15 protein-coding genes are annotated in these 14,176 nt (G+C 64.5%); 3 read left to right on the top strand and 12 right to left on the bottom strand.

What is annotated here, in order from left to right:
* Positions 1-44 precede the first annotated feature (44 nt).
* The 10 genes from AB0876_RS32495 to AB0876_RS32450 form a co-directional block, all read right to left on the bottom strand.
* Complete coding sequence (locus AB0876_RS32495) at positions 45-959, bottom strand: decaprenyl-phosphate phosphoribosyltransferase (RefSeq protein WP_491840045.1); 915 nt, start codon at positions 957-959, stop codon at positions 45-47.
* 145 nt (positions 960-1,104) lie between these two features.
* Entirely contained in the window at positions 1,105-1,914 is an 810-nt protein-coding gene (locus AB0876_RS32490; RefSeq protein ID WP_526044060.1) for an LLM class F420-dependent oxidoreductase, read from the bottom strand.
* A gap of 95 nt (positions 1,915-2,009) precedes the next feature.
* Positions 2,010-2,867, bottom strand: a complete 858-nt coding sequence (locus tag AB0876_RS32485; protein ID WP_526044059.1) for an aldo/keto reductase — start codon at positions 2,865-2,867, stop codon at positions 2,010-2,012.
* 43 nt (positions 2,868-2,910) lie between these two features.
* Positions 2,911-3,225 carry an SDR family NAD(P)-dependent oxidoreductase gene (locus tag AB0876_RS32480; protein WP_526044058.1) on the bottom strand — a complete coding sequence of 105 codons (315 nt, stop codon included), beginning with the start codon at positions 3,223-3,225 and terminating at the stop codon, positions 2,911-2,913.
* Positions 3,226-3,284: 59 nt separating this feature from the next.
* Complete coding sequence (locus AB0876_RS32475; protein WP_526044057.1) at positions 3,285-3,896, bottom strand: TetR/AcrR family transcriptional regulator; 612 nt, start codon at positions 3,894-3,896, stop codon at positions 3,285-3,287.
* 108 nt (positions 3,897-4,004) lie between these two features.
* Positions 4,005-5,162, bottom strand: a complete 1,158-nt coding sequence (locus AB0876_RS32470) for a serine hydrolase domain-containing protein (protein WP_526044056.1) — start codon at positions 5,160-5,162, stop codon at positions 4,005-4,007.
* A 131-nt stretch (positions 5,163-5,293) separates the two neighbouring features.
* Positions 5,294-5,776 (bottom strand): nitroreductase/quinone reductase family protein, encoded by a 483-nt coding sequence (locus AB0876_RS32465; protein ID WP_526044055.1) that lies wholly within the window; start codon positions 5,774-5,776, stop codon positions 5,294-5,296.
* Between the two features lie 23 nt (positions 5,777-5,799).
* The gene (locus tag AB0876_RS32460) at positions 5,800-6,342 is read right to left on the bottom strand and encodes a VOC family protein (RefSeq protein WP_526044054.1); all 543 of its coding nucleotides are present in this window, start codon (positions 6,340-6,342) and stop codon (positions 5,800-5,802) included.
* Between the two features lie 109 nt (positions 6,343-6,451).
* Positions 6,452-7,069: a helix-turn-helix domain-containing protein gene (locus AB0876_RS32455; protein WP_526044053.1), complete on the bottom strand. Its 618-nt coding sequence runs from the start codon at positions 7,067-7,069 to the stop codon at positions 6,452-6,454.
* A gap of 214 nt (positions 7,070-7,283) precedes the next feature.
* Positions 7,284-8,045, bottom strand: coding sequence for an IclR family transcriptional regulator (locus AB0876_RS32450; RefSeq protein WP_526044052.1), 762 nt, complete (start codon positions 8,043-8,045; stop codon positions 7,284-7,286).
* A 177-nt stretch (positions 8,046-8,222) separates the two neighbouring features.
* Here AB0876_RS32450 and AB0876_RS32445 point away from each other — a divergent pair, with 177 nt between their 5' ends.
* Both AB0876_RS32445 and AB0876_RS32440 read left to right on the top strand, forming a co-directional pair.
* Complete coding sequence (locus tag AB0876_RS32445) at positions 8,223-9,500, top strand: DUF6986 family protein (RefSeq protein WP_526044051.1); 1,278 nt, start codon at positions 8,223-8,225, stop codon at positions 9,498-9,500.
* A complete protein-coding gene (locus AB0876_RS32440) occupies positions 9,497-10,324 on the top strand; it encodes a bifunctional allantoicase/(S)-ureidoglycine aminohydrolase (RefSeq protein ID WP_526044050.1) in 828 nt (275 codons plus the stop codon). The genes AB0876_RS32445 and AB0876_RS32440 overlap by 4 nt, the downstream gene beginning before the upstream one ends.
* Positions 10,325-10,343: 19 nt before the next feature.
* On the opposite strand, the gene AB0876_RS32435 is transcribed toward AB0876_RS32440, so the two are convergent.
* Positions 10,344-11,066, bottom strand: a complete 723-nt coding sequence (locus AB0876_RS32435; RefSeq protein ID WP_491840057.1) for an aspartate/glutamate racemase family protein — start codon at positions 11,064-11,066, stop codon at positions 10,344-10,346.
* 12 nt (positions 11,067-11,078) lie between these two features.
* Entirely contained in the window at positions 11,079-12,584 is a 1,506-nt protein-coding gene (locus tag AB0876_RS32430; protein WP_491840058.1) for an NCS1 family nucleobase:cation symporter-1, read from the bottom strand.
* Between the two features lie 224 nt (positions 12,585-12,808).
* On the opposite strand from AB0876_RS32430, the gene allB reads away from it, so the two are divergent.
* On the top strand, positions 12,809-14,176 hold the full coding sequence (gene allB / locus AB0876_RS32425) for an allantoinase AllB (RefSeq protein WP_526044049.1): 1,368 nt from the start codon (positions 12,809-12,811) through the stop codon (positions 14,174-14,176).

Genomic DNA, 14,176 nt, shown 5'->3' with positions numbered 1-14,176 from the left:
CCATCGTTCCTAATCTCCGGAGGTGTCGGGCAAGAGTCAACAACTCAAGCTGCAGCGATTGCAGCACACATGATCGCGATCCATGCGAGGCCGAGTACCTGCAGCACGCGGTCTTTCAGAACGATATCTTCCGGCTCGCCGGCTATGCCGCCGTCGACGTCGACGGCATAGCGCAGGACTGCGATCGTGATCGGGACCATTGAGACGGCGAACCACGACGCGGAATGGCCGTCCCGCTCGAATGCCCAAAGTCCGTAGCACACAACGACAGCCGTGGCGGACATCGTCCACACGAACCGCAGGTATGTGCTGGTATAGCTCTCCAGCGACTTGCGTATCTTCGCGCCGGTCCGCTCAGCGAGCTGCAGTTCGGCATAGCGCTTGCCGGCCACCATGAACAGCGATGCGAACGCCATCACCAACAAGAACCACTGCGACAGCGGGATGCCGGTCGCCGCACCGCCGGCAATCGCTCTCATCAGGTAGGCCGAGGAGACGATGCAGATATCGAGCACGGCTTGATGTTTGAGGCCGAAGCAGTAGCCGAGCTGGATCGCCAGATATACGGCGATCACGAGTGCGAGGGATGGTGCAATCATCGCCGAGATCGCCAGCGTGCTCGCGGCGAGCGCGATCGCCAATCCATAAGCGAGGACAGGGGAGACCACTCCGGCAGCGATAGGCCGGAAGCGCTTGGTGGGATGCTGGCGGTCGGCATCCACATCGCGCGCGTCGTTGACGAGATAGATCGAGGAGGCGGCCAAGCTGAACGCCACAAACGCAATGCCTACCTTGAAGAAGAGATCTCGGTAGTCGTAGTGGACATCGCCGCCGAGAGTCGCCAACGGTGCTGCCACCACCAGGACGTTTTTGATCCATTGCCGAGGTCGCAGCGCTTTGACAATGCCGGCGGCCAGGTTGGGCGGCGGTCCGACCTGGGTCGATGCTTCATCGCTCACGAGTCGTGATTATTGTCCAGCGATTCCGTGCACGGCGTACCGGCGCGCCTGACAATCACGGCAAATGGTGACGGCACGCGGATCCGTCTCCTACCCTCACCGCCTCAAGCTAGGACGCTCCGTAGTAGATGTCGAGGGGCTGTGATCACCCGTTGTCCCGCCAGGTGATCACCTGCTTCAGAGACGCCAGGTCGTATCCGTTGTCGGAGGTGAGTTCGGTCTGGAACAACGTGACGCCGGCTTCGCGGAAGGCATCGGCGCTGTCGGCGTCCTGCCACAGCGTCGAGCGTTCGATATCAGCGCCGTTGCGACCGAACGTCGCCGCCAACTCGTCGACGCGGTCGCTGGACCTGCGGAACGCGTCGAGGTCCTGGAACGCGTGCCAGATGTCGGCGTGTAGGGCTACGGCGGGCAGCGAGCGCTTGGGACCCGTACCCCCGATGAGAATCGGTACCTTGCGCACGGGCGGTGGGATCAGTGCGGCGAGCCGGTTCTCGATGCGTATCAGGCTCTCGTCGAACAGATCGAAGCGGGAACCGAAGGTGCCGAAGTTGTAACCATAAGTGGTGTAGTCCTTTTCGTACCATCCGGCGCCGAGGCCTAGGATGAGCCGGCCGCCGCTGATGTGGTCGACGGTGCGCGCCATGTCGGCGAGCAGGTCTGCATTGCGGTAGCCGACGCCGGTGACGAGGAGCCCGATCTCGGCGTGCGAGGTGATCTCACCCCACGATGCGAGCGCGGTCCAGCCTTCGAAGTTGGCGACGTCGGGCTGCTCGTCGAACAGGACGGGCTTGCCGTCGACGAGGGCCTTCATCGCCGGGCGGTGGAAGTGGTCGTAACCGAAGATCACGTCGACGCCGAGGTCGTCGGCGGCCAGGACGGCTTCGCGCCACGTGCGGTAGTCGGGGGCACCGCCGGGCTGGATCTGCACGGCGATGCGAACGGGGCGGGTCATGTGGATGCTCCTGGGTCGAGGAAAGGCGACCCTTGAGCCAAGTTCACCAAGTGCGGGGTTTATTCCGGAGATCGGTAGGCAGCGGCGACTTCTGGCTACTTGCCGCTGTAGACGGGGAATACGCTGGAGTCGCCGTAGTCCTGAGCGTGCAGGTTTCGCAGTGCCTGCATGTCCGCATCCGATATGACGAAGTCGACCTGTGCGTTGGCGCGCATGTGATCGGGGTTGGCGGTCTTCGGCAGCGATACGGTGTCCAACTGCAGCGTGTAGCGGATGCACAGCTGCGGCACACTGACGCCGTACTTCTCGGCCATCCCCGCGACCTCGGAGTTGTTGAGGATCTCCCCGTGTGCGATCGGCGAATAGGCTTCGACGAGGATGTTCCTGTCCTTGCAGTAGGCCAAGAGGTCTGCCGGGGTGTTGCCCGCATGCACGAGCAGTTGGTTCACGTGGGGGACTACGGTGCCGCCCGACAGGATGTTGTCCAAGTCTGATTGCTGGAAGTTCGATACTCCGATCGCGCGGAGTTTGCCCGCGTTGTGGGCGTCCTCGAGGGCGCGCCACGCCTGGCGGTTGCCCTCGGCGTAGTCGCCGCCGCGGAAGTCGTTCCACGGCTGCGGGCTGTGGATGAGCATCAGGTCGACATACTCGAGCCCGAGCTTCTTCAGGGACCCGTCGATGGCGGCGACGGCCTCGTCGTAGTCCTTGATCTCGGCGGCCAGCTTCGTAGACACGAACAGTTCCTCGCGCCCTGTGCCGCTGGTGCGGACGCCTTCACCGACGCCGCGCTCGTTGCCGTAGGCCTGGGCGGTGTCGATGTTGCGGTAACCGATCTCGACGGCGGCGCGGACTGCCTGCGCAGCCTCGTCGTCGTCGATGAACCAGGTGCCCAGCCCCAGCTTGGGGATCTCCACACCGTTGGACAGGGGGTAGGTCTCGTCAAGGATCGTCATGGCTCTCTTCTTTCGTGAGGGTTCGTGGTCTTGATCTCTGCGCTCAGTGGGTGGTGAAGCCGCCGTCGACAGGCAGGGCGACGCCGATGACGAAGCTTGCGGCGGGACTGCACAGCCACAAAACCGCGGCGGCGATCTCGTCGGTGGTGCCCAGGCGGCCGATCGGCTGGTCCTGCATGATCGCGGCCATCGCCTCGGCCTGGCCCTCGAGCATGTCGGCGACCATCGGGGTCTCGATCGCGCCGGGACAGATCGCGTTGATCCGGATACCGCGCGGGGCGTATCCGCCATGGCGCCTGCGCCCACGGAGCCGGCAGAGTCCGATACCGCCACGCCGTCGGAATGAGATCCGAATCATGCTGCGCCGCACCCCGACTCTACGAGGCTCGTGTAGTTGTTTTCCCGCTGTCCGGAAGTTCATTGCCCCCGGCCGGGCCGGGCGGTACTCAGCAACGACGCCAGCATCGTGATCCGGCGGCGCTCGATTGCATCGCTGTGCGATAACACGCCTTGGAATATGGCGGCACCGTCGAATGCGTTGAGCAGCAATGTCACCAAGGCGCCGAAGCCCTCCACATCGGAGGAATCCAGGTCGTCGGTCGGCACTGACTTCGCAGCGTCGAAAATCTTCTGCTGATACGCGTCGATTTCATCTCTGAGCAGGGCCCGCAGCTTCTCGTCGGTCCGGGCAGCGACCAAAAGTTCGTAGATGACCCCGTTCGTCCGGTTATGGGTGATGTCGCGAAGAATCAGCAGAACTGCCTCCGGCCCTTGCCTTTCCGCAGGGATTTGCGCGATCCGGGTCGTGTACAACTCCAGTTGCCGTCGCCCAGCCTCCCGCAGGGTTGCCGCCATCAGATCCCTCATCGTCGGAAAATGGCGGAACAGGGCGCCGTCGGACACGTGAGCGCGCTTGGTTATCAGGGCAGCTGAGGTGCGGGCGTAGCCGACCTCGATGATGGTTTCGATGCACGCGTCAAGCAACCCGGCGACCGTCGCCTCACTACGTTCGCGCTGGGTCCTTGGCATATGCGACTCTAACCGGCTGATTGCGAACGATTTGGTGCAATCCGATGACAACGCGCTTGATGGGTCGTTGCTCGCCGAAGCGCCGAGCGTGTCAGTTGCGCCGCGGCGTCACAGCGCGCCGTATACCGCGTCGATGAGCCGATAGGCACGGCGATCGCCGGCCAACCAGTCGCGGCGCAGATTGGGCACGAACGCGAAGGCGACCTTGTGTTCGAGATCGGCCAGTCCCACCGAGCCACCGGCACCGGGGTGACCGAACGCAGTCCGTTGTGCCGGTTCGGGCACCACGAAGTTCTGCGACGGCAGCATGTAGCCGAGCCCGAATGCACTTTCCAAGCACAGCACCCGGTCGTTGCCACGTACGCGTTCTGTGGTCGCTTCCCGAAGAGGGCCCGGGGCGACCAGGGTTCCGCTGATCAAGTCGCCGTAGAATTTGGACAGATCGCGAGCGGTGGTGACGAGCCCAGCCGCGGGCCAGCCCGCTGCCAGTACTTCTGGATCGTTATAGGATGCAACGGGATTCGATGATGCCCGGATAAACAGTGATTCTGGATCGGACATCGCGGTGACCATCTCGGCGACGGTGTCGTCCGGTATCGGCGGCGCGTTCTCGGCGCTCCAGACGCGCTGCTCGGGCGGTGGCGAACTGACCCGGGCGACGTCGCGCACCGCCGCACCGGATGCGCCGATGAACAGCCGATCGCCCAAGTGGCGCCGGGTGAAGTCGCCGACAGTCATATCGCTGTGGCGGCGCACGAATTCGCCGACCAGCCAACCGAAAGACAAAGCGTGATAACCATGTTCGGTCCCGGGCTGCCAGAGCGGGTGTTGACCCGCCAACAGGTCGGCCATGGCCGCGGGATTCGCGGCTTGAGCCACCGAAACCGGGCGCTCCAAGACGGGCAACCCGGCTCGGTGGGCCATCAGGTCGCTCAGTGTGGTCTCGTGCTTGTCGTGTTGTGCGAATTCCGGCCACCAGGAGCTCACCGGTTCGTCGACACCGCGGCCGCATTGCTGGGCGACCATGAGGGCGGCGGTCGCGGTCACACCCTTGGTGCAGGAAAAGGTCGGACAAGCGGTGTCGCGCGTCCACGGACGTCCGGTCCGCTTGTCGGCGATGCCTCCCCACAGGTCCACCACTGGGCGACCGTCGACGAATACCGCCACCGCGGCGCCGAGGTCGTCGCCGTCGGCCAGGGCTGCTTCAAAGACGGCCTTCACTTCCGCAAACGCGGGGTCGGCGTGCCCCGTCGCTGAACTGGACATGGACCGAATTAGAACACGTTCTAGTGTTCGACGAGTGCGGTTCCTCGACATCCCGCCTTATTCGACTCGGCCGTATTCCTTCCGCCACGCAGCAGTTCCTCGTTCCAGATGTGGCGGGGGAGAGCTGCCTGTCATCCCATGGATCGAATGGGCGCGAAGCGGATCGTCACCAGTGGCACCGGCCTGTCGATCGTCGCCTGGAATTCGGCCAGCAGTTGGTTGTTTCGCCGCACCCAATCGGCGAACTCGTCGTACTCGGCACCCGCCAGGATCGTCGCCGTTCCCTGATGCGTCTCGGTCCCGATCTCGACAGTGACAGTCGGGTTCGTTCGGATGTTGTGGAACCAGTCCGGATCCCGATCTTCCCGGAACGAGCTGAGGTAGAGCCTGTCGCCGCGATAGTTGGGCGCCAGAGGCACTACTCGGAGCGCACCGCTACGGGCACCGGTCGTAGTCAACAGGATCAGCGGGTGCCCGGTGTAGTCACCGCCGACCTGGCCCGCGTTCGCCCGGAACTCGGCAATCACGTCGTCGTTCCAGTTCGATGGATCTTGGCCGGCTTCCTGGTTCCAAGGAGCGTCGGCGTCGTCATAGCTGATGTCTTCGTTCGTCATGATTGGACCCCTCTGCTGGTTGATCAGTTGTGGGGGTCAAGGACTTTGGGGAGTACCTGAAGCAGTGTGTCGTGGATGTAGGTGAGTTCGGGAGTTGGCTCCCACGCCGCCGAATCGTCCGTGTTGTCGGACCAGTCAGTGCCGGTGGCGCTCTCGCCCCAGTTGTTGTCCGGGGCGGTCCCGAGCTGGTACACCCACCACAGGTTGTGCCAGGGATCGAGGAAACGGCAGAAGACATCACCGAAGAACTCGGTTGGGCGGGTGATGATCTCGGCACTGCCGGTGGCCGCACGGTCCAGCACGACCTCGACATTGTCGACATAGACTTGCAGGAGTGCCGGCGTGAACGGCCAGCCGGGCTTCCGTTCGGCGAACATCACAGTGCTGCCACCGATCTGAAGCTCGGCATGCAGGAGGAGCCCGTCGTCGTCGACAGTGCGGGCGTCGGGATGCTCGACGGCGTCGAAGACATCGGTCAGAAAACGGATCAGCCCCTCGGTGTCACGCGTGACGATGAAGGGGTTGATCGTTGAGAAGCCGGCCGGTGCAGCGGGGACAGCAGTCATGGGTTTCCTTTCGTCACCACTATTTGATCGCGAGACCGCAGGCCAGTTCTTGAACCAGAACGACAACTCTTCGATGTCAGGCACCGTCACGGTGTCGTCGGCAGGCGTGTCAGCGCTGCCTACGCCTTTGGGCGGCAATGATCGCGGCCGGCGTCTGACCACGGATCAACCGCAGAGAGCGCGTCAGATGCGGCTGATCGGCGAATCCGGCCCCGGCCGCCGCTTCCGCAGGCGAGTGTCCGGTCTGCAACAGGAAGTAGCCGTGCTGCGCGCGGTGAAGTTGATCGATCTGCTGAGCGGTCAGCCCGACCGTGCGACGATAGCGGCGTTGCCAAGTCCGTTCCGAGGCGCCGATCCGATCCCCGTTCAGTGCCTTGCGGACCTCCTCGTCGACCAGTAGCCCGCAGTTCTCAGCCAGGTGATCGACCCAGTCTTCAAGATCGGGCCAGGTTGGCACCGGCCATCGGTGATCCCCGAGGAGGACGTGGCCGCCCGATACGGACAAGGTCACCGTCTCGCCGAGGATTGCACGCTTGGGCACGCCTGGGATTGCGACGTAGGCGGCGAGTTCGACGCCCCAGTAGCGCTCACCCAAATGCCCGTCGACGACCCGATTGCGCAGGCTCGGACCATCCAGCTCCGCGGCCAACTCTCCGTCCCGGCGACGGATGAACGACAAACCCCAATACTCGGATCCGATTACCGAATAGCGTTCGGGACTCTCCACGTTCGCGCGCCAGACTGTGCGTACCCACGGTGATCGGCCCGCCCGTTCCTCCCACACCCGAGAAAACATACTGCCCGGCGTCCCTGCGTGTAGGGCCGCCCGCGGGCCCGTCAGGTGAGCGTCTCGCCGCTCTTTCGGTGGTGACGGGTAGGTGGACAGGGGAGCGCCGGCGAGGTCGACGTGGATGCTCTAGGCCTGGGACGCAGCGTCTACATCATCGCTCCCTCGCCCCGATCAGGGCTTCCGAGATCACGCCTGTCGCCTTCTTCAGTGCGGGAACGGCTCGGGCGATGAATTCCTCACTGACATGAGCCGAGGGCCCGGAGATGCCGATTGCCATCGGAGTCGGGGCACCGGGCACTGCCATCGCGACGGCGCGAACGCCGATCTCGAACTCCTCGTCGTCGATCGCGTAGCCGTCGATGCGCACGCGCTCGACGTTCGCGAACACGGCAGAAAGGGTGGACGCACTGTTCTCGGTCGGTGCGGGAAGTCCGGACTGCGTGACCAGTTTCAGAATCCGCGCATCGTCCAACTCGCCCAGAACGGCCTTGCCCACACCGGATGTGTGCAGACCGACGCGCTGGCCGACCTCACTGTTCGTCCGCGTCAGCTTCGACGGGAGAACCTGCTCGGTATAGATCACCATGTCACCGTCAAGCACCGCGAGACTCGCCGTCTCCGACAGTTCGTCGACCAGCGATTGCAGTACCGGGGCAGCGACCGCGCCCAATTGGCGGTTCGCAACTTCGCCAAGCCGAATCAATCTCGGCCCCAGGGCATAGCGCCGATTGGGTAGTTGGCGCACGTAGCCGATTCCGACCAGGGTGCGCAGGAAGCGGTGAATTGTCGGTGGCGGCAACGGCGACTCGGCCGACAACTCCGTCAGCGAGCACTCGCCTCCCGCACGCCCGATCAACTCCATCAACTCGAACGCGCGCTCTACCGACTGCACGCCGCCTGTCTTCTCCGCCATACGTTCCACTCCCGACCGACGACTGTCGTTCCATCCAACATGCGCAAGATCATTTCCGCAATATGGAAAAAGTGTTTCGATGAGGAAACGCACATCGTGCGCCGATTACACTCGCGTTAAACTCCACAATGTGGAATTCTGTCTATACAGGAACTTTCAGACAGGGGAGGCACATCTGTGACACGACGCCTCGACGATGCGGTGCTTGCCGACGTCGACCGCCGCCTCTCGGCCGCTGACACACAACTGGTGAACCGATACCCCGGCGACGACGGTCGTCAGCAGCCGGTCCACACCGTCTACATCCCGGGTAACCGGTACTCGGCGACGCTGCCCGCAGACTGGGGAGCCACCGCCCTCGCCGCAGGGAAGGACGCGGGCGGGCTCGACGCCGTGGCCGCACTCGTCGGCGCGAGCGGCGGAACCGACTGCGAACCCGAGACTCTCGCAGTCCTGGTCGAGAACAAGCTGGCCACCCAGCCGATCGAAGACCTCCGCATCGACTTCGAGGACGGCTACGGCACCTTCGACGACGCGACCGAGGACGCCGACGTCGCACAGGCGGTCGCCGCACTGCGGATCGCGCTCGACGCCGGCACCTCGACGCCGTTCGTCGGTACCCGCTTCAAGTGCTTCGAGGCAGGTACCCGTGCGCGCGGTCTACGCACGCTGGACATGTTTGTCAGCGGGCTCGTCGAATCCGGCGGCCTCCCGGACGGCCTGACCCTCACCCTGCCCAAGGTGACATCCGTCGACCAGGTCGAGGCGATGGTCGTGGTCGCGAGCGCACTCGAAGGTGCGAACGAACTGCCGGCCGGCCGCATCCGCTTCGAAGTACAGGTCGAAACGCCGCAGGCGATCCTCGGCGCCGATGGCCGCGCACCCGTTGCCCAGTTCATTCACGCCGGCCAGGGCCGTGTCAGCTCGCTGCACTACGGGACCTACGACTACTCGGCGTCCCTCGGTATCGCCGCCGCCTACCAGTCGATGGAGCATCCAGCGGCCGACCACGCCAAGAACGTCATGCAACTCGCCGTCGCAGGCACCGGCGTGCACATGTCCGACGGCTCGACCAACATCCTCCCGGTCGGCGACCCCGACAACGTCGCGGTGGCGTGGAAGCTGCACGCGCGCCTCGTCCGGCGCCACCTGGAGCGTGGTATCTACCAGGGCTGGGATATGCACCCCGCCCAACTCGTCACCCGATACCTGGCGACGTACGCGTTCTACCGCGGCGCCTTCGCGCCGGCCGCGACCCGCCTGCGCAACTACGTCCACCGACTCGACTCGATCGTCATGGACGAGCCGGCCACCGCCCGCGCGCTCGCCAACGTGATTCACCGTGGTAGCGCGTGTGGCGCCCTCACTGTCGATGAGATCGAGACAGCCACCGATCTGTCCATGTCCACCGTGCGCGACATCGCGCTCGGCCGCACAACCAGGAGCAACCAGTGACCCCCCCAAGGACCCAAGCGTCGTACTACACGCCCCGCGGCGGCCTGCCCCCGCAGACCGATCTGCTGTCCGACCGCGCCATCGTCACCGAGGCCTACACGGTGATCCCGCGCGGCGTCCTCTCGGACATCGTCACCTCGGTGTTCCCGGAGTGGACCGATACGCGCGCATGGATCATCAACCGGCCGGTCGCCGGTGGTGCGACGACGTATTACCAGGCGATCGTCGAGGTCAAGCCGGGCGGCGGGGCGCAGCGGCCGGAGCCGCAACCCGAGGTGCAGAGCTTCCTGTTCGTCACGTCCGGTGCGCTCACCGTCGACGCGGCAGGTCAGTCGCAGACACTCACCGAGGGCGGCTTTGCCTACCTCCCGGCGGGGACCGACTGGTCAGCCCACAACAACGGCGACGCTGACGCGACTTTCGTGTGGATCCGCAAGCGCTATGAGGCCATCGAGGGCCACACGCCGTCGGTCAAGTTCGGCAACGAGCAGGACATCGAACCGTCAGCCATGCCAGGAACCGACGGCAAATGGCGCACGACACGCATGCTCGACCCGCAGGACCTCGCGTACGACATGCACGTCAACGTCGTCACCTTCGAGCCCGGCGCAACCATTCCGTTCGCCGAGACCCACGTGATGGAACACGGCCTGCTGATGCTCGAGGGCAAGGCCGTCTATCACCTCAACGGGGACTGGGTCGAAGTGCAGGAAGGCGACTTCCTCTCGCTGCGCGCCTTCTGCCCGCAGGCCTGCTACGCGGGCGGGCCGTCCAACTTCCGTTACCTGCTGTACAAGGACGTCAACCGCCAGATCATGCTCTGAGGCGACGAGATCGGCTGGCCTACAACTGGAATGGCCAGCCGATGACCGTCTTCTTGCGGGGAGTCGCATAGGTCCGCACCTTCGACGTGGACAGACCCATCCGAACCAGCCCTTCGGCGATCGTGACCGCCGCGCGGACTCCGTCGACAATCGGGACGCCGGTCGCGGCCCGTACCTTCGCTTCGAGCTCGGCCATACCACCACAGCCGAGACAGATCACCTCAGCGTGATCGTTCTCGACAGCCTCTCGAGACTGGCGGACGATCGCCTCGACCGCCCGCTCGGGATCTGATTCGAGTTCGAGCACACCGAGGCCCGACGCCCGCACCGAGGCGCATCGTGCGTCGAGTCCCGCGAGCTTGAGACGGTCCTCGATCAGCGGGACGGTGCGGTCGAGCGTGGTGACGACCGAGTACTTGTGGCCCAGATACATCGCCGTCGACGCGGCCGCCTCGGTGATGTCGACCACCGGGACGTCGAGCAACTCCTGCAGACCTTCCCGACCGTGCTCGCCGTAGCCGGCCTGAATCACCGCGTCGAACGGCTCGGGGTACGACGTGATCGCGTCCATGACCGCGATGGCCGCGAGATAGCTCTCGAAGTTCCCTTCACACGAGTCCGCGCCGAAACGCGGTGTGATACCCACGATCTCAGTGCCAGGCGATGCGACCCCGCGCGCCGACTCGGCGATCGCATCGGTCATCGAGGCCGTCGTGTTGACGTTGGCTACGAGGATTCTCATGGCGGTTCCTGTCTAGTGCGTGCTCGCCACGGCGATAGGCTCGCCGGAGATGTCGTGGAACGGTCCTCGGCGGTCTGCGACCGCCAGGTACACGATCGCGCCGAGCCCTGCGCCGATGAACCAGGAGAACTCCGAGACAACCCTGAACGCGGGAACGAAAGCGAGCAGGAGTGCCACGACCGCCGTGATGACGAGGGCGACCACGGCACGCACGTTGATGCCCTTCGCGTAGTGGTATTCACCCAGCGCATCGGTCGAGAACAGGGCGGGAACGTTGATCTTGGAACGACGCACCAGCCAGTAGTCGGCCATGATGATGCCGAACAGCGGTCCGAGGATGGCGCCGAGGCCACCGAGGAAGTAGTTGATGACGGCGGGGGAGTTGTACAGGTTCCAGGGCAGGATCACCAGGCCGATGACGGCCGAGATGAGTGCTGCGCGACGGAAGTTGAGGTGCTTCGGGAACAGGTTGTTGAGCGCATAGATCGGGGCGACGAAGTTCGCCATCAGATTCACGGCGATGGTCAGGATCAGCAGCGCGAGTCCCGCGAGCACCAGCAGTAGGGTGTTCGGCACTTCCTTGACGATGTCGGCGGGCGATTCGATGATGCGTCCGTCGATGCGGAACTGAGCGCCGGCCAGGGTGACGACGATGCTGCCGAACACCAGCATGTTCAGGGGGATGCCCCAGAAGTTACCTTTCACGATGGCCCGCTTCGACGTCGCGTTACGGGTGAAGTCGCAGAAGTTGAGGACGAACGTGCCGTAGATGGCGACCCACAGGCTGGCGCCGCCGACGATCTTCAGCCACATGTCGACGCCGGTCAGCGAGTCGGGCGTGGTCCACGCGATGGTCCAGTCGGCGCTGCTGAGCATCCAGACCGCGAGTGCGACCATCGTGATCAGAATGACCGGACCGGCGACTGCCTCGTACTTGCGGATCATCTCCATGCCGTAGCTGACGATGACCACCTGGATCACCCACAAGCCCAGGAACGCGATCCAGCCGAGTGTCGACAACCCCAAGAAGCTGTTCGAGTCGAGGGTCGCAGCCGACGGTGCGAGCGCGACGATCAAGATGCGCAGCACCACCGACGCGAGGTAGGTCTGGATACCGAACCATGCGATCGCGACCGCCCCGCGGACGACGGCGGGGATCTGCGCGCCGCGGATGCCGAACGAGATGCGGCTCATCACCGGGAACGGCACGCCGGTCTTCTCTCCCATGAACCCGGACAGGCTGAGCAGAAGGAAGAGGAAGGCGCCGCCGAGTCCGAGCACCAGCAGGATCTGCCACCCGCCCAGGCCTAGCGCGAACAGGCCGATGGCGAATGAGTAGTTCCCCAGGCTGTGTACGTCGTTCGCCCACAACGTGAAGATGTTGTACGCGCCCCACCGTCGACCTTCGCGCTTGGTGGGCGCGAGATCGGCGTTGTACAAAAGCGGGCTCACGTCGGCGAACGGGGTCGCATCGGTACGACTGGAGTCGCCGATGAGCCCGGTGGACTCTGTGGTCATGGATACGCCTGTCACGGTCGGTGCGACGACGCTCAACGCCGGCGCATACATTCCATTATGTGGAAGTAATATTCCACGAATTTAGTAAGTAAGTCGCATCTGGGCACCCACTGTCAAGCTTTTGGCGCGATTGACTGTGTCAGCGCTCACACTTAGAGTTGCCCGAAGGGTGGAGTGTCATTTCCACGATGAGGAATTATGCTGCTAGCCATGGAGAGCTGCCGATGACCGCCAACGCGCCCGAGACGCCGAACCACCCGGAATTCGACCTGGTGGTCCGCGGCCGACGCACGCTGACGACGGCGGGAATCGTCGCCCGCGAGATCGGTATCCGCGACGGTCGCGTCGTCGCGATCGAGCCGTTGGGGAGTGGCCTCACCGGCGCGGAGATCGTCGAACTCACCGACGAGCAGGTCATGATCCCCGGCTTGGTCGACACGCACGTGCACGTCAACGAGCCGGGCCGCACCGAGTGGGAGGGGTTCGACTCCGCTACCCGCGCAGCCGCCGCCGGCGGTGTGACCACGCTGATCGACATGCCGCTCAACTCGATCCCGCCGACGGTCAACGTCGAAGCACTCAACGCCAAGCGTGCGGCGGCATCGGGCAAGACGCACATCGACGTCGGTTTCTGGGGCGGCGCGATTCCCGGCAACACCGACGATCTGCGGGGTCTGCACGACGAAGGCGTGTTCGGCTTCAAATGCTTCCTGCTGCACTCCGGCGTCGACGAGTTCCCGCATCTCGATGCGGACGAGATGGAGAAGGACATGGCCGTGCTGGCCGACTTCGACTCCATGATGATCGTGCACGCCGAGGACTCCCGCGCCATCGACCATGCCCCGACGGCCGAGGGGGACCGGTACGAACGCTTCCTGGCGTCGCGACCGCGCGGTGCCGAGAATGTCGCGATCGCCGAGGTCATCGAGCGTGCTCGATGGACCGGTGCCCGCGCGCATATTCTGCACCTGTCGTCGTCGGACGCATTGCCGATGCTCGCGACCGCGAAGCGCGACGGCGTCAAGATCTCTGTCGAGACGTGCCCGCACTATCTGACGCTTCTCGCCGAGGAGATCCCCAACGGTGCAACGGCATTCAAGTGCTGTCCGCCGATCCGTGAGGCGTCGAATCGCGAACTACTGTGGCAGGGCCTGCTCGACGGCACAATCGACTGCATCGTGTCTGACCACTCACCGTCGACGGTCGACCTGAAGGACGTCGAGAACGGCGACTTCGGCGTTGCGTGGGGCGGGGTCGCGTCGCTGCAGCTCGGCCTGTCGTTGATCTGGACCGAGGCCAAGCGTCGGGGGATAAAGCTCACGCAGGTGATCGAGTGGATGGCGGCCAAACCCGCCGCGCTCGCCGGACTGAACAACAAGGGCAAGATCGCGCTCGGCTACGACGCCGACTTCGCGATCTTCGAGCCTGAGTCTGCGCAGGTCGTCGACGTGCACAAGCTGCACCACAAGAACCCGATCAGCCCCTACGACGGGCGTGCACTCGCCGGTGTCGTGACGAGTACCTGGTTGCGCGGCAAGAAGATTGACTTCGAGACCGCACAGGGTCGGATGCTGCGCCGCGGCGGCGTGTAG

It is taken from the genome of Mycobacterium sp. NPDC049093 (assembly GCF_040704635.1).
In the GTDB taxonomy this organism is placed as follows: Bacteria; Actinomycetota; Actinomycetes; order Mycobacteriales; family Mycobacteriaceae; genus Mycobacterium.
This window is presented reverse-complemented; position numbering and strand designations above follow the sequence as displayed.